The following is a 19,176-nucleotide window of genomic DNA, read 5'->3' on the forward strand; positions in this document are numbered from 1 at the left end:
ACCCGGATGTCGGGTGCCCTTCTTCTTTGCTTACTTTCTCGGCGAGCAACGAGATACGGAGCGTAGCGGAGTAACAGCCGCAGGCTGGCCCGAAGGGCGAGCGAAGCGAGTCAAGTGACTCGGCCGGGGGGCCGAAACCAGAAGTGTCAGCACACTCGGTAAGCGCCCTGATCACCAAGCGCAAGCCCAAACCAAATGGCAGCAACACCTAATCTTGCCAGTCCGGTGTCAATCCTTGCTTCCCCAAGAAAGCACGATGAACCTAAAAAAACGCGGCCGAAGCCGCGTTGCGATGGACCGTCCGTCCGGGAAGGGGGATACAGCTGAAGCGGAACAGGTCCCGCACAATGAAGTGCGCAGCAAATGAACCGGCACGCGGGAGCACGCGTGCCGGGGCCCTCATCAGAAGAAGCCGAGCGGATTGACGTCGTAGCTGACCAGCAGGTTCTTGGTCTGCTGGTAGTGGTCGAGCATCATCTTGTGGGTCTCGCGACCGACGCCGGACTTCTTGTAGCCACCGAATGCGGCATGCGCCGGATACAGATGGTAGCAGTTGGTCCACACCCGGCCGGCTTGATGCCGCGGCCCATGCGGTAGGCGCGGTTGATGTCGCGGGTCCAGACGCCGGCGCCGAGGCCGAATTCGGTGTCGTTGGCGATGGCCAGCGCCTCGGCCTCGTCCTTGAAGGTGGTGACGCCGACCACCGGCCCGAAGATTTCCTCCTGGAACACGCGCATCTGGTTGTGCCCCTTGAGCAGGGTCGGCTGGATGTAGTAACCGCTTGCCAGGCCGCCCTCGAGTTTTCCGCGGCGCCGCCGGTGAGCACCTGGGCGCCCTCCTGCTGGGCGATGTCCAGGTAGGAGAGGATCTTGTCGAACTGCTGCTCGGACGCCTGGGCGCCGACCATGGTGTCGGTATCCAGCGGGTTGCCGCGCTTGATCTGCTTGACCTTCTTCATCACCTCGTTCATGAACGGTTCGAAGATCGATTCCTGGATCAGTGCGCGCGACGGGCAGGTGCACACCTCGCCCTGGTTGAAGAACGCCAGCACCAGGCCTTCGGCAGCCTTCTCGATGAAGGCCGGTTCGGCCTGCATGATGTCCTCGAAGAAGATGTTCGGGCTCTTGCCACCCAGCTCCACGGTGCTGGGGATGATGTTCTCGGCCGCGCAACGCATGATGTGCGCGCCCACCGGGGTGGAGCCGGTGAAGGCGATCTTGGCGATACGGGTGCTGGTGGCCAGCGCCTGGCCCGCTTCCTTGCCGAAGCCCTGGACGATGTTCAGCACACCCGGCGGCAGCAGGTCGCCGATCACCTCGGCGAAAACCATGATCGACAGCGGCGTCTGCTCGGCGGGCTTGAGCACCACGCAGTTACCGGCCGCCAGGGCCGGGGCCAGCTTCCAGGCGGCCATCAGCAGCGGGAAGTTCCACGGGATGATCTGCCCGACCACGCCCAGCGGCTCGTGGAAGTGGTAGGCCGCGGTGTGTTCGTTGATCTCGGCGGCGCTGCCTTCCTGGGCGCGGATGCAGCCGGCGAAGTAGCGGAAGTGGTCGGCGGCCAGCGGCACGTCGGCGTTGAGCGTCTCGCGCACGGCCTTGCCGTTGTCCCAGGTTTCGGCGACGGCGAGCTTTTCCAGGTTGGCTTCGATGCGATCGGCGATCTTCAGCAGGATGTTGGCGCGATCCTGCACTGAGGTGCGGCCCCAGGCATCGGCTGCCGCATGGGCGGCGTCCAGAGCCTTCTCGACGTCTTCGGCGCCCGAACGCGGAAACTCGGCGATCACTTCGCCGTTGACCGGCGAGGTGTTGACGAAATACTCGCCTTTGACCGGCGGTACGAATTCACCACCGATGTAGTTGCCGTAGCGTGGCTTGAAGGAAACGACGGCGCCTGCGGTACCGGGTTGGGCGTAGATCATGATGGGCCTCTCTTTCTCTGCTTGTCAGAGCCTGCGTCGGAACGTGCGCAGGGCATGGACCGATCTTAGGCAGTGCCCTCCGGCCTCCGGTATGCCCCCATGGCAGCGGAGGACTCCTCATTTGGTAGTAGATGCCAACGGCGCTGGGCGCGGCGTCGAGGTGCCGCCAGGCCCGGCGGCGGAGACGCTTTCCTTGTAAAAAAACAAGCCAGTTTAGGCCGTTCCGGACACACGGAAATGACCATGGACAAGGGCGTTGCAGGGCAATGCAAATATTTCTCCGACGCCGAAAAAACACGACCAAATACCCGGAAAACCGCTGCGAAAGTCCTATTAGTCGCCCCCGCGAAGCGCCTTAGCTTCGAACTGCGACAACGCTTCCCCTGAACCAACCCTTGCTTAAGGAGATACGCCATGCAGTGGATCGATCCGCAGTTCTGCGACCTGCGTCTGGGCTTCGAAGTCACCGCGTACGTCTACGTACGCTGAGCCCCCGGCCGGCGTGGCGCCCCGCCGCCACGCCGGCCGAGCGAGGAATTGCATATGACAACGACACACATATCGCCAGCCAGCTGCTATGAAATCCGCCCGCCCTTCCTGTTTCGCTGGGAGGCGTCGCAACAGGCCCATGTGCTGCTCTACCCCGAAGGCATCGTCAAGCTGAACGCCACCGGTGGCGAAATACTGCAGCGCTGCGACGGCCAGACCAGCGTCGCCGAGCTGATCGAGCAACTGAGCCGCGTCTACCACGCATCCGCTGACGGCGCGATCCGTGCCAGCGTCCTGAATTTCCTGGAGGTGTCCCATGCCAAGGGCTGGATCCGCGCCAAGGCTTGATGGCCATGGCAACCCGGTCTGGTTGCTGCTGGAGCTGACCTATCAGTGCCCGCTGCAGTGCGTGTTCTGCAGCAACCCGCGCAACTTCGCCGATTACCGCCAGGACGAGCTGAGCACCGCCGAATGGATCGACGTGATGGCCCAGGCGCGTGCCATGGGCGCGATGCAGATCGGTTTCTCCGGCGGCGAACCGACCCTGCGCAAGGACCTCGAAACGCTGGTCGCCGAAGCCGACCGCATGGGCTACTACACCAACCTGATCACCTCCGGCATCGGTTTGACCGAGGCCCGCCTGCGCGCCCTGAAGGCGGCCGGGCTGCGGCACATCCAGCTCGGCTTCCAGTCCACCGACCGCAGCGTGGCGCGCCAGCTCGCCGGCGTCGATGCCTGGAAGCGCAAGCTCGGCATGGCGCGGCTGATCAAGGCCATGGACTTCCCCATGGTGCTCAACGTGCCGATCACCCGGCAGAACATCGGCCAGGTGCCGGAAATCATCGCGTTCGCCGTCGAGCTGGGCATCGAGTACGTCGAACTGGCCAACGTGCAGTACTACAACTGGGCGCTGCTCAACCGTGACCAGCTGATGCCGACCCACGCCGAGCTGCAGCGCGCCGAGGCCGCGGTGCGCAAGGCCCGCGAGCGCTACGGCGACCGCCTGACCATCTTCTTCGTCATCCCCGACTATTACGAGGGCCGGCCCAAGGCCTGCATGAACGGCTGGGGCGCCATCCACGTGACCATCGCGCCCAACGGCAACGTGCTGCCCTGCTCGCAGGCCAGCAACTTCAAGGACCTCACCTTCCCCAACGTGCGCCAGCAGCGGCTGGAACGGATCTGGCACGACTCGCCGGTGTTCGACCTCTACCGCGGCGACGCCTGGATGCCCGAGCCCTGCCGCAGCTGCGACGAGAAGGAAAAGGATTTCGGTGGCTGCCGCTGCCAGGCGCTGCTGCTGACCGGCAACGGTGCCAATACCGATCCGGCGTGCAGCAAGTCGCCGCATCACCAGCTGATCCGCCAGGCCGTCGAACTGGCGCAGGATGCGACGCGGCCACAAGGCCAGCTGATCGCCCGCCATGCCAGCCCGGGGGTGGACCTTGAAACTGCCCCATGACTCCTTCGCCGGCACCATCGGCGCCGGCGTCGCCCTGACGCTCGGCTGCTACCTGCTGCTGCGCTGGCTGGTGTAGGAGCCCGGGGGGACGCCGAGTCCTTGCCGGCGACAGCCCCTCGGTTTGAATCACCAACGGCTCCCAGGAGGCGCCATGCAACTGCCCCTGCTCGACCTGCTGGCCCGCTACGCGCACCTGCTGTTCGCACTGGTCTGGGTCGGCCACAACTATGCCAACTTCGTGCAGAACCCGCGCTTCGTGCCCTTGCAGAACGGCATCGACGTCGCCACGCTGAACCGCGACCTGGAAGCCCGGATGAAACGCGAGCACGGCATCTTCCGCTATGCCTCGCTGGTAGTCTGGGCATCCGGCATGACGCTGCTCTGGCAACGCGGCTGGCTGCCCGATGCCCTGTTGCTGCAAGGCCCGCTGGCGGTGATCGGCCTCGGCGCCTGGATCGGCACGGCGATGCTGCTCAACCTCTGGCTGGTGCTCTGGCCACACCAGAAGAAGCTGCTCGGCTTCGTCCCGGCGACGCTGGAGGAACGGGTGCGCTGCTCGCGGATCACCTTCCTCTCCTCGCGCAGCAACACCATCCTGTCCTTCCCTCTGCTGTTTCTGATGGCGGCCGGCGGTCATGGTCTGCATCTCTTCTGAGCGGCCCGGGCGCTACAACTTCGCCGCCGGCCCGGCGATGCTGCCGGCCGAGGTGCTGGCGCAGATTCGCGAGGAACTGCCGGACTGGCAAGGCAGCGCGCTGTCCATACTGGAACAACCCTTTACCGGCACCGCTTCAAGCAGCTGATGGCCGAGATCGAGCAGCAGCTGCGTGCACTGCTGGCGATTCCGCCCAACTACCGGGTGCTCTTCCTGCAGGGCGGCGCCAGCGCACAGTTCGGCCTGCTGCCGCTCAACCTGCTGCGAACCGGGCAATGCGCCGATTACCTGGACAGCGGCCACTGGGCGCGCAAGGCCATCGCCGAGGCGCGCCGGCACGCGCCGGTGAACATCGTCGCCAGCGGTGCAGCCGAGGCGTTCACCGCCCTGCCCCCGTTCGAGCGCTGGCAGCTGGCCCCGGATGCCGGCTACTGCCACATCACCAGCAACGAAACCGGCAACGGCCTGCAGGTGCACGACTTCCCCGACCTGGCGGTGCCGCTGGTGGCGGACATGACCTCGGATTTCCTCACCCGCCCGGTGCCCGTCGAGCGCTTCGGGCTGATCTATGCCAGCGCCCAGAAGAACCTCGGCGTGGCCGGCCTGTGCCTGGTGATCGTCCGCGACGACCTGCTGCGGGCTCCGCCACGCGGTTTGCCCGCGGCGTTCAGCTATGCCGTGCAGGCCGAGCAGGACAGCCGTTTCAATACCCCGCCGACCTTCGCCCTGTACGTCGCCGGGCTGATGCTGCGCTGGATCGCCCGTCGCGGCGGGCTTGCCGCAATGGCCACGGCCGCCCGGGAGAGAAGTCGACGGCTGTATCGGCGCATCGACACCAGCGAGTTCTACCGATGCCCACAGCAGCCCGCGGACCGCTCGACGATCAACGTGTGCTTTCAGCTGGCCGATGCGCGCCTGCTCGAGACGTTCCTTGCCCGGGCGGCAGACGATGGCCTGTTGAACCTGCGTGGCCACGGCGCCATCGGCGGCGTGCGCGCCAGCCTCTATAACGCCATGCCGCTGGCCGGCGTGGAGCGCCTGACGGCGTTCATGAACGATTTCGAGCGTCTCCATGGCTGAGCGAAGCAGCTTTGCGGCCCTGCGCAGCCGGCTGGCACAGCGGCTCGCGCTGGACCTCGTCAGCCTCGCGTGCCGTATGCCGGGCCCGGCGCCCAGCCGGCCGCTCAGCGTGATGGGCCTGCATTTCCCCTCCCCCCTGGGCATCGCCGCCGGCTTCGACCGCGACGGCCGCCTCGCCCGGCGGGTCGCGGCGCTGGGCATGGGCTTCAACGAGATCGGCAGCCTGACCGCCGAGGGGGTCGCCAGGCTCAGGCCGGCAGCCCCCGGCGAGGCGCGCCTGGGCATCAACCTGACCCTGGACGCCAGGCGCTCGGCGGCGCAAAGCTGTGCCCTGCTGCGTGACGCCTGGGCGCATGGCGACTACCTGGTGCTCAACCTGATCGGCCCCGCCAGTGTGCCGTTGCTGCAACAGGATGCGCGCTTGCGCCAGTTGCTCGCCGCGCTGCGCGAGCAGCAACAGCAGCTGAACCATTCGGGCGCACGCCGGGTACCGCTGCTGGCGAAGCTGCGCTGTCTGCCCGGGCAGATCCCCTTTTCCCTCGTCGGGCTGCTGCTGGAGCTGGGGTTCGACGGCCTGCTCGCCGCCCACGACCCCGGGCCGCCCGCGACACGCCAGCGCTACCGCGACTGGCAGCACGAGCCGCGGCAGGCCCAGGCCTGTCGCCAGATCGAACACCTGCGCCGCTTCTGCGGGCCAGAGCTGGCGTTGTTGTCGGTCGGCGGCATCCAGACCGCGCAACACCTGGATGCCCGCCTGAATGCCGGGGCGCAACTGGTGCAGGTCCATGCGGCGCTGCTGCGCCAGGGGCCCTGGCTGGCGCGCCGCTTGTTGCAGGCCCAGCGGGGCTGACGCCGTCAGCCGCCACGGCTATGTCGGATCGGCCATGCCCAGCCCGAGCTGGCGGATCTTGCGTAGCTGGCGCACGCGCTCCAGGTTCTCCCAGGCCGTGGCGTAGTGCGACGGCGACTGCTCCAGCGCACTGCGGAAGAACTGCTCGGCCTCGTTCAGCTTGCCTTCGACGAGGCAGACATAGCCCACGTCGTTGCTGGCCTGCGCCCGCGAGCCGATCTGCTCGAAGGCCGATAACGCCTCTTCATAGCGCGCCGTGCGGGCCATCAGCAGACCGTAGTTGCGCCACAGCGGCGCGTAGTCGCTGCCGTGGTCGAGGGCACGGCTGTAGGTGCGCTCGGCCTCCTGCCAGCGACCGGCCATGTAGTAGGAATAGCCGAGGCTGTTGTGTACCAGCAGCGAACGCGGCTCGACCTGCAGGGCCAGCCGGTAATAGCGCTCGGCCAGGGGGAAATCGTTGGTCAGGTCGGCCAGCACGCCGAGCGCGTTGTACAGGCGTACGGGCGACTGCCGGTCCACCACGAGCGCATCCGGCGCCGGCAGCCCGGCCGGGAGTTCGCCGGCGAGTCGCCGCTGGTCGAGCAGCAGCGCCCTGTAGAGCAGCGCGCGGGCCTTCTCCTGGTCGCGCTTGGCCAGCTGCAGCATGCCCATCTCGGCCAGCGCCTCGAGATCGTCGGGCGAACTGCGCAGCACCTCGTCGAAGGCCAGCTCGGCGAGCTGGATATTGCCGCGCTCACGATGGATCCGCCCCACCCAGACCAGCGCGGAGTGGCGCTTGGGATCGAGCTCCAGCGCGCGCAGGTACTGGAACAGCGCCTGATCCAGGTCGCCCGCCCGATAGGCCAGGTCGGCAAGCTGCAACGCCTGCTCCAGCGAGCCGGCCTGCTGGCGGGCCCGGTACAGCACCGAATTGTTGCCGGAGTAGATGGAACGTTCGCTAGGCTCCGGCCCCATGGACTGGCAGCCGGCAAGCACGGCCGTCAGGGTCAGCAGCAGACTGATTCTTCTCATCTCACAATCTCCCGAAGCTTTGAGAACGCCGATCATGGCGGGGCCGATGGCGACCAGGAAAAAGCTCGGCCACAGGCAGAAAATCAGCGGGAACACCAGCTTGGTACCGATCTTGGCAGCCCGTTCCTCGGCCGCCTGGGTCCGCCGGTCGCGAAACTCCTCGGCATAGACGCGCAGGGTGTCGGCGACGCTGGTCCCGAAGCGGATGCTCTGTGCCAGCAGGCTGACCAGCCCGCGCACATCTTCCAGGCCGGTACGCTCGGCCAGATGCGCCAGTGCCATCGCACTGGGGATGCCGGCGCGAATCTCGGCATTCACCATCGCCAGCTCCTCGGCCAGCTCGGCCTGGCTCACCGCCAGCTCCTCGGCGACCCGCTCGATGGCCTGCGGCAATGCCAGGCCCGACTCCACGCAGACCACCATCAGATCGAGGGCATCGGGGAAGGCCCCGCGCAGGCGCGTCTGCCGTGCAACCTTGCGCTTCTCGACGAACAGCGCCGGTGCCAGCCAGCCCAGGCCGACCGCCAGCCCGGCGGCCAGCAGCCCGTGCAGCAGAGTGGGATTGGTCACCACCGGCAGCCCCAGCAGGGTCGCGACCAGCAGCACCAGCGGCAGCAACAGGCGGATCGCCCAGTACATCTGCACCGCCGAGGGCGAGCGGTAACCGGCGTGCTGCAGCAACGTCCGGGTGCCGGACACCTGCTTGTCGTCGGGGCTGACGAAGCGCTGCCCCAGTTGCTCCAGCAGCAGTTGCAGATGGCCCTGCGGCGCTTCGCCGGCGCCCCGCTCGCCACCGCGCTTGATCACCGCCAGGCGCCGCCGTACCGGGTCCTGCAGCCCCATCACCAGCACGGCCATGGTGCCCACCGCCAGCGCCACGCTCAAGGCGACCGTCAGCAGGAAGACCAGGCGCACCAGTTGTTCGTCGCCGACCACGCTTGCAACCAGACCGTACAGATAGTCCATGATCGCGCCCTCGCTCAAACCTGGATGCGGATGATCCGGCGAATCCAGAAGATGCCCACCAGCATGGCGCCGAACGCCGCCATGCTGAGTTTCTGCCCGATCGGCTCGTTGATCAGCAGCGGCAGGTACTCCGGCGTGGTCAGCATGATCCCGGCGGCCAGCACGAAGGGCACGGAAATCAGCACCCAGGCCGACATGCGTCCCTCGGCCGACAGCGTCCTGACCTTGCGCTGGAAACGGAAGCGGCCACGGATCAGCCGGCTCAGGCGCTCCAGCACCTCGGTCAGGTTACCGCCGGTTTCGCGATGGATGAGGATGCTGGTCACCAGCATCATCACCGTCATGCTGGGCACCCGTTCGAGCAGGCCGAGCATGGCGCGGCGCACGTCGTTGCCGTAGTTGATGTCGGCGAAGGTCAGGCCGAACTCCTCGGCCACCGCACCCTTCTGCTCCTCGGCCACCAGGCGCAGCGTCTCGTTGAACGGATGGCCTGCGCGCAGGGCCCGGCACATGGCATCCAGCGCATCGGCCAGGCCCTCCTCGAACGCGGCGAAACGCCGGCCACGCTCGCGGCCGATCTTCAGGATCGGCAGCCAGAACGCCAGGAACCCCAGCGGCAGCGCCAGCCACCACAGATGCGTCAGCAGCCAGCCGGTCACGGCCACCAGCATGGTCAGCAGCACACCGAGCAGCACGACGCGATGGGCACGGTAGTGGTGCCCGCTCTGCTCGATCAGCTGCGCCAGCCTGTCCATCAGCGGCAATTGCTCCAGCGCCGCGTCCAGCGGAGACAGGCGCTTGAGGTACTTCTGGCGCAGCAGCACCTGCATGTTCGGCAGCTCGCTGGCCTGTTCGAGAAGATGCAGGCGTGCCCGGATGCGCTTGCGCACCCGCCCCGCCTCGCCGAATACCGGCACCGTCAGGCCCTGGCTGAGCAGGAACACCGCGACGAAGACCATGCCGAGGAAAATCAGAAGGAATTCGCTGGGAATCTGGCTCATGGCTGCAGGGCCTCCATCCAGTCCGGGCGGAACAGTTCCAGCGGCAGCTCGATGCCGCGCTTGGCCAGCACGTCGCGGAAACCCGGCACCATGCCGGTCGGCCGGTAGTCGCCGAGCACTGCGCCATGCTCGCCGATGCCGTGGCGTTCGAAGGCGAAGATCTCGGTCATGGTGATCACCTCGCCTTCCATGCCATTGATCTCCTGGACGCTGACCAGCCGGCGCTTGCCGTCCTCCTGGCGTTCGAGCTGGATCACCAGGTCGATGGCCGAGGCGATCTGCTGGCGCAGGGCCTTGGTCGGGAAGGTCGCGCCGCTCATCGACACCATGTTCTCGATGCGGCTCAGGGCATCGCGCGCGGTATTGGCGTGGATGGTGGTGATCGAGCCGTCGTGGCCGGTGTTCATCGCCGCCAGCATGTCCAGCGCCTCCGGGCCGCGCACCTCGCCGATGACGATGCGATCCGGGCGCATGCGCAGGCTGTTGCGCACCAGCTCGCGCTGGTTGACCTCGCCCCGCCCCTCGATATTGGCCGGACGCGTTTCCAGCCGCACCACATGGGGTTGCTGCAATTGCAGCTCGGCCGAATCCTCGATGGTGACGATGCGTTCGTTGTGCGGGATGAAGCTCGACAGCACGTTGAGCATGGTGGTCTTGCCGGTGCCGGTGCCGCCGGATACCAGCACGTTGAGCCGGCCGCGCACGATGGCCTTGAGCACCAGGCGATGGCCGGGGTCAGGGTGCCCATCTGGATCAGGCTCTCGGCGTTCAGCAGGTCCACCGCGAAGCGGCGGATCGACAGGCTCGGGCCGTCGATGGCCAGCGGCGGGATGATCGCGTTGACGCGTGACCCATCCTTCAGCCGCGCATCCACCAGCGGCGAGGATTCGTCGATGCGCCGGCCCAGCGTGGAAACGATGCGGTCGATGATGTTGAGCAGGTGGCGGTCGTCGCGAAAGCGCACGTCGGTACGCTGCAGCTTGCCGTGGCGCTCGACATAGACCGAGGCATGACCGTTGACCAGGATGTCCGATACCGTGCCGTCGGCCAGCAGCGGCTCCAGCGGGCCCAGGCCGAGCACCTCGTCGGTGATCTGCTTGATGATCTGCTGCCGGCCTGCGGCGCTGACCGGCGCGGCATGCTCGTCGAGCAGGCGCTGGCAGATCTCGCGAATCTGCCACACCGCGTCGGCTGGTTCGAGGGAGTCGAGCAGCGACAGGTCCATGACCTTGAGCAGTTGCTGGTAGATCCTTTCCCGCCATTCGGCATCGGTCGGATTGAGCTGGCTGCGGGTCTCGTACGGCGGTTCGGCCGCCACGCTTTCCCAGGCCATGGCGGTATCGGCCCGCATGGGCTCGGCACTGGGTTCCGGCTGCCTGGCCGGGGTTCGCTTGCCTGCCTGCAGGCGGTTGCGCAATTCGCTGAGCATGGTCATCCCCTGAATAGTCGGCCGAAAGTACGCTTGAGCAGGCCCGACTCGGCGGCTTCGTGACCGATCAGGCCCAGGCTCAGCTGACGGATGCCCTGGGCCAGCGCCGCGCGCGGCGCATGCAGGCCCAGCGGCACACCGGTGTTCTGGCTTTCATTGATCACCGCATAGTCGTTCGGCAGCCGCTGGGGCTCGCCGCAATGCAGGGCGTCGGTGATGTCCTTGAGGCTGACCGGCGCCGACTTGTCGTAGCGATTGACCACGACCTGCAGACGGTCGCCGTGAATGCCGAGGTCCTCGCGCATGATCCGCACCAGGCGCGCGGCATCCTTGAGATGGCTGAGCGACTGCTGCAGCACCACGTAGACCTGGTCGGCCTGCTCCAGGCTGATGCCGGTGAGGTGATCGATCTGCCGCGGCAGATCGATCACCACCCAGTCGTACGTGGTCCGTGCCAGGGCCAGCAGCCCCTCGAGCTGTTCCAGCTGTACGTCCTGGGTCAGGCACAGCTCGCCGGCGCGCCCGCCCAGCACATCGAGCGTCGGGCTGAAGTGGCTGCAGAAGCCGTGCAGCGCGACGCCGTCCAGGTCGTCGATCCGCTGCAGGACCTCCATATGGCTGTGCGCGGGGTGCACGTCCAGGCAATGGGCGACGCTGCCGAACTGCAGGTCCAGATCCAGCAGCAGCGTGCGCCGGCCATGGGCGCTCAGCGTGTGGGCCAGGTTGCAGGCCAGCATCGTCGCGCCGGAGCCGCCCTTGGCGTTCATGATCGCGATCAGCTTGCCGCCGCCCGCCTGGCCGTCCCGCGCTTCCAGCGAGATCCGGCCAATCGCGGCGAGCAGCTCATGCGCCACCACCGGCTCCGGCAGGAAGTCCCGCGCGCCGGCCTGCATCGCCAGGCGCATGCAATCGCGGTTCTCCAGCGGGCCACAGACCAGCAGCGGCGGGCGCTGCTGGGCCGGGTGCTGCTGCAGCGCGCCCAGTTCCTCGCGCCACAGCTGGCTGACGTGCAGCAACAGCATGTCCGGCCGCTGTTCCAGCCCGTACAGCGGGTCGGTGTGGCCGTTGCTCACCAGCCGCGTGCTGACCTGCAAACCGGCCAGTGGCTGGATCATCGCCTTCAGGCGCGCCAGCGCGGCGGCATCGCGGCTGCTGATCAGCATCCGCAGCGCCTGGCGGCTGGCCGTGGGGGTGGAGACTTCGGCGGTATTCAGCATGGGGTGATCTCCGGAGAAACACCGGGCTCGGCATGGCGCCCGAGGCTTTCGCGCGGCAGCGTCGACAGGAACGGCGGCAGGGTGAACAGGCCCTGCATGCAGGAATCAGCAGGTCGAAGGTGAAGTTGTCCACGCGCAGCTGGACATAGCGGATGGCACCGAAGCCGGCAGCGCCCGGCGTGGCGATCGCCGCACCGTTGCCGTCCAGGTAGACCAGGGTCAGGTCGGCGGTCTCCAGGCTGGCGATCAGGCTGCTGGCGCCGGCATCCTCGGCGGCGTTGAAGATCGCCCGGCGCAGGATGCGCGGTTCGTGGATCTCGCACACCGCGGCCAGGCGCGCGCCACGGCGAACCGTTTCATTGAGCGCGTTGACGGTGAAGAACAGCCGGCCCATCTCCAGCACGCCGAACAGCAGGACGAACAGCAGCAGCCCGACGATGGCGAACTCCACCACGTACACGCCACGCATGCGTTTCGCGTTCATCACAGCGCCCTCATCACGGTGGTGGCCACCAGCGGGAATGCCAGCGGGACCCGGCCGGCGCCGAAGTCCGGCAGGCCGCTCCCGATAACCGGCTGGAACGGATAGGTGATGCTGACCTGGACGTGATCGCTGCCCTGCACGCTGACCGCCACGTGCGCGGGGCTCAGGCCGCGCACCAGCGGCTGGCTGCCGGCCTGCGCGACCGGCATGCCGTACACCGCCAGCGAGCGGGCCTGCTCCTGCAAGGCCGTCGTCAGTTCCATGCGGCCCAGGGTGCGATTCCAGGCCTGGCCGGCGACGAAACGGCTGGCATCGCGGCTGGCCTGCAGCAGGCTGTTGTACTGGAACAGCAACCGCCCTACCTCGCCGATCGCCAGCAGCAACAGCAACAACAGCGGCAGCGCGATGGCCAGCTCGACCATCGCGACACCGCGTTGTGTCCGTGCGCGAAATCCCTGGGTTGCCATGGCCGCCTCCTACGAGTCGCTGCTCGGCGTCCGGTTGTTGTCGATATAGGTCTTGAACAGCTGGATGATCTGCGGGCCGCCGTCGTTCACCGGGTCGCTATCGGGCACGTTGTCGCCCTCGCATTCGCTGACGAACTGGCCGAAGATCTGGGCCTCGTTGCCGGTGCCGGTGGGCAGCGGCTGCACCAGGAAGAAACAGCCGAAGCCCAGTACCGGCACCGAGGTCTGGCCCCCGGAGCTGCCACTGCAATCGCCCAGCACGATCTTTAGCATGCGCCGTTCGAATACCCCGTCCGCCCGGCAGCCATTGGGGCAGTCGGCCACGCGCTGGCGCCAGTCGTTGTAGTCGAGCAGCGCCGCGCTCGCGGTCGAAAGGTTGCCGGCGTTCGAGCTCACCGCCTGGCCCTGATACTCGGCCTGCGCCGTGGCGTTGTTGTAGCTGATGGCCGGCGAGCTGTAGTCGGTGACCAGATCGGGCGGGTATTCGCCAGCGTTGTTGGACAGTGCGCCGGCATACTGGCCGAAGCGCGTATTGAAGCCCTGCGAAACCGGGCCGACGGTATTGCCGGGCTCGGTTTCCACCGCCTCGCCGACGCTGTTGCACTGCTCGATGCCACCGGCCAGCGCTTCACGAACGTCCGCGCCGCCGGCGCTGTCGCCCAGGCGGATCAGCTGGAAGTTGCCCGGGCCGATGGCCGGGCTGTTGCCGGCTGCGCCCTTGAGCACTTCCAGGTCGCCGAAGCGATAGCCCCAGAACATGCCGGCATCCGGATCGTGCTGGCCGGGATTGCCGCACACCATGAGCGGCGCGATGTTGCAGGGGCTGGTCGGGCTGGGGCCGGCGGTGGCGATCGCCGCCACCGCCTTGTTCGTGTCATTGCCGAACGCCTGCAGAATGCCCCAGAGGAACCCCACCAGGGGCAGTTCCGCCACGCTGACGCGCACGTAGCGAGCATCCGCCGGGCCCGGGAAGGAGAACGGCCCGTAGACGCTGGCAGAGAGGTCGACGCGCAGGATGCTGCCCAGGTCGTCGCCCAGCGCGCCGGCCAGTTCGCCATTGCCGGCCGCCTCGGCATTGCGCCGGAACGTCTCGCGCGCGGCGTCCTGCGTCAGGCTGCCGGCATTGCCCGAGCCCGTGACCTGCTGCAGGGTCTTGGCCCCGCTCAGCGCCGCGGCGTCCACCGCGTTCTGCAGGCGCGTCTTGTTCGCCAGCATGTGGCTGCCGTCCAGGGCCAGCGCGCCCATCAGCAGCATCGTCGCCAATGCCACGACCACCAGCACCATTACCGCGCCACGCTGGCGATGCGGCAGCGGGCGCGTCATACGCAGGGCGTTCATCGTGCAGGCCTCAGTTTCCCACGTTGATCTGGATCGGCTGCGCGACCTGTTGCGCGTCGCCGGTGATGCCGCGGTAGCCGTCGAGCACCTGTTCGGTCAGCGGGCCATCGGCACCGACCGGCGATAGCGCGGTGCCCGGATCGGCCGCGGTGTTCTTGTCGGCGATCTGCTGGTAGAGCGTCGCATTGACCGTACTTCCCAGCGGGCCGACGCGGCCTTCCTGATAGGGAATGCAGCCGGCCAGCAAGGCGAACAGGCAGGCGTAGGGCAGAATTTTCATGATGGCGACTCCGCTTACTTGAGGTCGTGGCCGAAGCGGCCTTCGCTGACGCCGAGGCTGGCCGGCACCGTGCGGCCGGAGCCGCTGCCCTTGGTCTTGCCCAGCAGGTAGAACTCCGCATCGCTGGGTTCGACGAAACGCTCGGTGGGCAGCCGCACCGCACGGGCGTCCACCGGTTGCGCCAGGTGCGGGGTCACCAGGATCACCAGTTCGGTCTCGCCGTGAATGAACTGCTGGCTGCGGAACAGCTGCCCCAGCAGCGGCACATCGCCCAGGCCGGGGAAACGGCTGACGAAGTCGCGGGTGTTCTCGCTGATCAGGCCGGCGATGGCGATGGTCTGGCCGTTGCCGAGTTCGACGGTCGACTGGGCGCTGCGCTTGGTCAGCGACGGGATGACCTGGGCGACGCCGTTGCCGAGGATGCTTTCCAGGCCGGTATCCAGTACCAGCGAATTGGCGTTGGAGAGTTCGCTCACCGACACGTTCAGGTTCAGGTTGATGCGCCCGCTGTCGAGCACCACCGGCAGGAACTTGACCCCGACCCCGAATTCCTTGAACTCGATGGTGATGCCGTCGTCCTCGGTGATCGGCACCGGGAACTCGCCGCCGGAAATGAACTCCGCCTGCTGCCCGGTCAGGGTGGTCAGCGTCGGCTCGGCGAGCACCTTGGCCGAGCCGTTGTCCTTGGCCGCCTCGAGCACCACGTTGAAGAGGAAGTTGTCCGAAAGGAACTGGCCGAAGATGCCGGTGCCGTCACCGAACAGGGTGGTCGGGTTGACCAGGCCGTCCTCGTCGAAGCCCAGGCCGGCGCCATTGTTGAAGCCCCCGCCCGACCAGCGCCCGGACGAGCCGAAGTCCAGGGCGTTGAAGCGCACGTTGAGGTTCTTGAACAGGTTGCGCTGTATCTCGGCGACCTTCACCTCCAGCATCACCTGCTGGCTGCCGCCGATACTGAGCAGGTTGATCAGCTCCAGCGGTTGCGCGGGTTGCGAGGGCTGCGCCGCCGGGGGCGTGCCCGGGCCCTTGGCCTCGCCGGCGGCCTGCTCGGTGTAGCTCCTGGCCAGCTTGAGCGCGCTATCCATGGCCGCGGCGCTGCTGACCTGGCCACGCAGCACCAGCGCGCCCTGGGCACTGAATACCTCGATGGCTTCGTTGGGCAGGACCTGATGCAGCTTGCCCTTCAGCCCGCCGAGATCGTGCACCACCTCCAGATCGAGGCTGTCGATCAGGCGATTGTTGCCATCCCACAGCAGCACGTTGGTGCTGCCCAGCGAACGGCCGAGCAGGTAGAGCTGGGTCGGGCTGGTGATGAGGATGTCGGCGATCGCCGGGTTGCCCACCGAGATTCGCTTGACCGCGGTGCGGGTGGTGAGCACCCGTGATTTGTAGATCGGCACCTGGATGTCGCCGACGTTCGCCGCCGGCGTGGCCACCGTCGCCGGTCGCGTCTCGGCGCCCGCTGCCACTGCGGCCAGCAACGCCAAGGTGCCCAGCACCAGGATCAAGCCCCCCACTCTGCGCATGCTTTTCATATCCGTCTCCTTGCCTGTCGGGCCGCCATGGCCACGCGTGATCGGCGGGCTCGCCCTACAGGCCGACGTTGGTCACGTTGACCTGGGTCCCGCGGATGATCGTCACCCCCACATTGGCGGGCGCACGGCGGCTTACCAGCGGCTTCGGCGCGACGGCAACCGGGGCCGGCGGCGGAGCAGCGGGTTTCTTCTGGTTATCCAGGGGGTTGCGCAACGCCAGTTGCAGGCGCCCTTCGGTCATGGCCTTGACCAGCGTTTCCGCCTCCTCGGAGCCCATCTCCAGCGTCACCGCGCGCACCACCACCGGCTGGGTCTTGTCGGTGCTGGCGGTCTGGTCGACGGCGAGCACGCGCAGGTCCTCGAGGATGGTCCTGGCCTCGGCCTCGTCGCCATTGCCCTTGCGCTTGGTGGCCAGCACATCGACGCGGTTGCCGGGTAGCAGGAAACCACCGACGCCCACCACGTCGTCGACGCGCACCGACACGGCGCGCTTGTCGGTAGCGATCAGCGAAGCCAGGGTGCTGCCGCCCAGGTGTTCGGCGAGGCGCGCGCCGCGCAGCACGTCGCCACGCAGCAGGCCGAAGGTGGCGATCTTGCCGATCACGCCCTCGGTGGTATCGAACGAGTCGTCCGGCACGGTGCCCTTGGGCATGCGCACCAGCGTCACGTGCTGCGCCTCGACCATCTGCCGAAGGGAATTTCGGTGGTGGCGACCACCACGCCCTGCGAGTTGTCGTCGGGGCCGGCGTCGAGCCTTGCGCTCAGCCAGTTGTTCGCCATCCAGACCGCTCCGAGCCCCAGCAGCAGGGACAGCACGATCAGCGTGAGAGTACGGGAGCCCATGTCTGTATCTCCTTATCCGAGAAATTCGAGCTGGACGAAGTAGTTGCGCCAGGCCCAATGCAGATCGTCCGGCGTCAGCGGGCCGGCGCGTTCCATGTAGCGCTGCCGGTCCAGTGCCATGCCCAGCAGGTCGCGCGGATGGCACGGCACCAGCGGCATGCCTTCGGCCTCGTAGAGATCGCGCAGGACGTAGCGCAGCAGCAGCGGGTCGAAGGCGATGCCCAGGCGCTCGCCTTCCTGCCGCCAGATGCGCTCGTATTCCGGTGGCCTGAGGTAGCCGAAGCGCAGCTTGTAGCCGATCCGCCGCAGGAAGGCCTCGTCGGCCAGCTCCAGCGGATTGAGGTTGGTGGAGAACACCAGGATCATGTCGAACGGCAGCACGCACTGGCGCCCGCCGCCGAGGTTGAGGAAGTCGCGTTTCTCCTCCATCGGCACGATCCAGCGGTTGAACAGCTCGGCCGGCGGCATCCGCTGGCGCCCGAGGTCGTCGATGATGAACAGGCCGTTGCTCGCCTTCAGCTGCAGCGGGGCCAGGTAGCGCCGGCTGAAGGGGTCGTAGCGGATGTCCAGCTGTTCCATGCTCAGTTCGCCGCCGGAAACCACCAGCGGGCGCATGCAGCACAGCAGGCGGCGGTCGATGCCCTCGCTGAGCAGCAGGCTGTTGTGCTGGTCGCTCTCGCCCAGGCGCTGGTGGATCTGCGGGTCGTAGATCTCCACCACCGCGTCGTTGACCGCGATGGCGTAGGGCAGCCAGATCGCCTCGCTGAACAGGCGAACCAGGCGCACGCTGATGTAGGTCTTACCGGTGCCGGCGGGGCCGTAGATCATGATCGCGCGCCCGGAATTCACCGCCACGCCGAGCTGCTCGAGCAACTCCCCGGGCAGGATCACGCCGCTGAATGCCGAACGCATGGCCTCGGCATTCACCCGTGCGTGATGGATCGTCTGCACCTTGACCAGCGAGCGGTAGGTGCTCGCCGGGAACGGCGCGGCGCCGACATAGCCGCTGCGCTCCAGCGCATCGCGCGCCGCGTTGCGCCCGCGCTCGGTCAGGCCATAGCGCAGGGCCTGGCCATTGTGCTGGCCGAGCACCTCGATCCGGCCATCCTTGCGCAGCAGGCCGAGCACTTCCTCCAGCACGGTGCCGGGCAATGCCAGCCGCTCGACCAGCCGCGACAGGTCCAGCGCTCCGCCTTCATGCAGATGCTTGCACAGCAGGTCGGCGAGCAACTGGTCGCTCAGCCCGGTCTCGGCGATGGTGCGCGGCTGCGGCGCCAGGCGCTGTACCGCTTCGCGCTCGTTCGGGTAGGCGTCGCTATTGCTGATGGCATGCATGGCGGCCTCCCGCGCTAGGGGATGGAGTGGAACCACAGGCTGCTGGCGAGGGTTCCGATGAGAATCGCGATCGCGTAGGGGAATGGCTTGCCGGCGACCTCCCCGGCTCCGGGCGCCAGATAGCTGTGCGTCCGCAGCATCACGCCATAGCGCCCCAGGGTCTGCCGGGCCTGGCCATGCCAGAGCACCAGCGCCAGCCCGCAGAGGCCCCCGGCCATCAGGCTGAACATCGCCGCCAGCAGTGCCTGCTGCGGTGTCAGGAAGGCGCCGACCATGGCCATCAGCTTCACGTCGCCGGCCGCCATACCGCCCACGGCGTAGAGCAGCAGGAACAGGCCGAGACCGACCAGCCCACCAAGCACACCCTGCCCCAGCCCCGCCAGGCCGTTCATGAAGAACTGCCCGGCCAGCCCCAGCGCCAGCCCCGTCAGGATCAGCAGGTTGGGTATACGGTGGCGGCGAAGATCGCTCGCCACCGCAATCCCGAGCAGCCCGAACAGGACGATCAGCGTGGACATCTGTGCCGTCGGCATCATGGCGTCTCCCTGGAAGAGGTCGACAGCTAGCAGTCGGCACCTTTCACGGCAGAACACAGCGCCGTGATCTTGGTATTCACCTCACCGCCCAGGGTGACGAACATGGCCGCTACCGCAGCCGTGATCAGCCCTCCGGCCACCGCATACTCGACGATGGTCAGCCCGTTCTCGTCCTTCGCGAACTTCAGTAGCGCGGTCCTGATGGTTTGAATGGTCATTTCGCTCACCTCACTCAAGAGTGGTTGTTCAACGGCCGGCAGCGCTCCTTGCGCCGCACGGG

15 protein-coding genes and 6 pseudogenes are annotated in these 19,176 nt (G+C 67.3%); 6 read left to right on the plus strand and 15 right to left on the minus strand.

Going from position 1 to position 19,176, the window contains the following annotated elements; genetic code table 11:
• Positions 1–402 precede the first annotated feature (402 nt).
• Positions 403–1,921, minus strand: a pseudogene (locus BAY1663_RS09880) (aldehyde dehydrogenase family protein).
• A gap of 414 nt (positions 1,922–2,335) precedes the next feature.
• Here BAY1663_RS09880 and pqqA point away from each other — a divergent pair.
• The 6 genes and pseudogenes from pqqA (at position 2,336) to BAY1663_RS09905 (ending at position 6,457) form a co-directional block, all read left to right on the plus strand.
• Positions 2,336–2,410: a pyrroloquinoline quinone precursor peptide PqqA gene (gene pqqA / locus BAY1663_RS25910; protein WP_102895324.1), complete on the plus strand. Its 75-nt coding sequence runs from the start codon at positions 2,336–2,338 to the stop codon at positions 2,408–2,410.
• Between the two features lie 54 nt (positions 2,411–2,464).
• Positions 2,465–2,758 (plus strand): pyrroloquinoline quinone biosynthesis peptide chaperone PqqD, encoded by a 294-nt coding sequence (pqqD, locus tag BAY1663_RS09885; RefSeq protein WP_037040071.1) that lies wholly within the window; start codon positions 2,465–2,467, stop codon positions 2,756–2,758.
• Positions 2,727–3,872 (plus strand): pyrroloquinoline quinone biosynthesis protein PqqE, encoded by a 1,146-nt coding sequence (gene pqqE / locus BAY1663_RS09890; protein WP_037040074.1) that lies wholly within the window; start codon positions 2,727–2,729, stop codon positions 3,870–3,872. Before pqqD ends, pqqE begins: the two co-directional genes overlap by 32 nt.
• Before the next feature lie 151 nt (positions 3,873–4,023).
• The gene (locus BAY1663_RS09895; RefSeq protein WP_037040076.1) at positions 4,024–4,527 is read left to right on the plus strand and encodes a urate hydroxylase PuuD; all 504 of its coding nucleotides are present in this window, start codon (positions 4,024–4,026) and stop codon (positions 4,525–4,527) included.
• Positions 4,508–5,607: pseudogene (gene serC / locus BAY1663_RS09900) on the plus strand (3-phosphoserine/phosphohydroxythreonine transaminase). Before BAY1663_RS09895 ends, serC begins: the two are co-directional and overlap by 20 nt.
• The gene (locus tag BAY1663_RS09905; RefSeq protein WP_037040082.1) at positions 5,600–6,457 is read left to right on the plus strand and encodes a phosphoserine aminotransferase; all 858 of its coding nucleotides are present in this window, start codon (positions 5,600–5,602) and stop codon (positions 6,455–6,457) included. Before serC ends, BAY1663_RS09905 begins: the two are co-directional and overlap by 8 nt.
• A gap of 18 nt (positions 6,458–6,475) precedes the next feature.
• Here BAY1663_RS09905 and BAY1663_RS09910 read toward each other — a convergent pair whose 3' ends face one another.
• The 14 genes and pseudogenes from BAY1663_RS09910 to BAY1663_RS09975 form a co-directional block, all read right to left on the minus strand.
• On the minus strand, positions 6,476–7,504 hold the full coding sequence (locus tag BAY1663_RS09910; protein WP_371257606.1) for a tetratricopeptide repeat protein: 1,029 nt from the start codon (positions 7,502–7,504) through the stop codon (positions 6,476–6,478).
• Positions 7,478–8,434, minus strand: a pseudogene (locus BAY1663_RS09915) (type II secretion system F family protein); the annotation flags it as partial. The pseudogene BAY1663_RS09915 and the gene BAY1663_RS09910, both read right to left, overlap by 27 nt.
• A 14-nt stretch (positions 8,435–8,448) precedes the next feature.
• Positions 8,449–9,435 (minus strand): type II secretion system F family protein, encoded by a 987-nt coding sequence (locus BAY1663_RS09920; protein ID WP_037040084.1) that lies wholly within the window; start codon positions 9,433–9,435, stop codon positions 8,449–8,451.
• Positions 9,432–10,864 (minus strand): annotated as a pseudogene (locus tag BAY1663_RS09925) (CpaF family protein). The gene BAY1663_RS09920 and the pseudogene BAY1663_RS09925 overlap by 4 nt, the downstream one beginning before the upstream one ends.
• A gap of 2 nt (positions 10,865–10,866) precedes the next feature.
• The gene (locus BAY1663_RS09930) at positions 10,867–12,081 is read right to left on the minus strand and encodes an AAA family ATPase (protein ID WP_037040086.1); all 1,215 of its coding nucleotides are present in this window, start codon (positions 12,079–12,081) and stop codon (positions 10,867–10,869) included.
• Positions 12,075–12,565: pseudogene (locus BAY1663_RS09935) on the minus strand (TadE/TadG family type IV pilus assembly protein). The gene BAY1663_RS09930 and the pseudogene BAY1663_RS09935 overlap by 7 nt, the downstream one beginning before the upstream one ends.
• The gene (locus tag BAY1663_RS09940; RefSeq protein ID WP_037040089.1) at positions 12,565–13,032 is read right to left on the minus strand and encodes a TadE/TadG family type IV pilus assembly protein; all 468 of its coding nucleotides are present in this window, start codon (positions 13,030–13,032) and stop codon (positions 12,565–12,567) included. Before BAY1663_RS09940 ends, BAY1663_RS09935 begins: the two are co-directional and overlap by 1 nt.
• Positions 13,033–13,041: 9 nt before the next feature.
• Entirely contained in the window at positions 13,042–14,370 is a 1,329-nt protein-coding gene (locus BAY1663_RS09945; RefSeq protein WP_037040091.1) for a pilus assembly protein TadG-related protein, read from the minus strand.
• A gap of 10 nt (positions 14,371–14,380) precedes the next feature.
• Positions 14,381–14,650, minus strand: coding sequence for a hypothetical protein (locus BAY1663_RS09950; RefSeq protein WP_037040094.1), 270 nt, complete (start codon positions 14,648–14,650; stop codon positions 14,381–14,383).
• Positions 14,651–14,664: 14 nt separating this feature from the next.
• Positions 14,665–16,182, minus strand: a complete 1,518-nt coding sequence (locus tag BAY1663_RS09955) for a type II and III secretion system protein family protein (RefSeq protein ID WP_037040096.1) — start codon at positions 16,180–16,182, stop codon at positions 14,665–14,667.
• 55 nt (positions 16,183–16,237) lie between these two features.
• Positions 16,238–17,025, minus strand: a pseudogene (cpaB, locus tag BAY1663_RS09960) (Flp pilus assembly protein CpaB).
• 12 nt (positions 17,026–17,037) lie between these two features.
• A complete protein-coding gene (locus BAY1663_RS09965) occupies positions 17,038–18,360 on the minus strand; it encodes a hypothetical protein (RefSeq protein ID WP_037040098.1) in 1,323 nt (440 codons plus the stop codon).
• 14 nt (positions 18,361–18,374) lie between these two features.
• Positions 18,375–18,893, minus strand: a complete 519-nt coding sequence (locus tag BAY1663_RS09970) for a prepilin peptidase (RefSeq protein ID WP_037040130.1) — start codon at positions 18,891–18,893, stop codon at positions 18,375–18,377.
• 29 nt (positions 18,894–18,922) lie between these two features.
• Positions 18,923–19,114, minus strand: a complete 192-nt coding sequence (locus BAY1663_RS09975) for a Flp family type IVb pilin (RefSeq protein ID WP_037040132.1) — start codon at positions 19,112–19,114, stop codon at positions 18,923–18,925.
• Between the last annotated feature and the right edge of the window lie 62 nt (positions 19,115–19,176).

The organism is Pseudomonas sp. BAY1663 (genome assembly GCF_000582595.1).
Lineage (GTDB): Bacteria > Pseudomonadota > Gammaproteobacteria > Pseudomonadales > Pseudomonadaceae > Stutzerimonas > Stutzerimonas stutzeri_AF.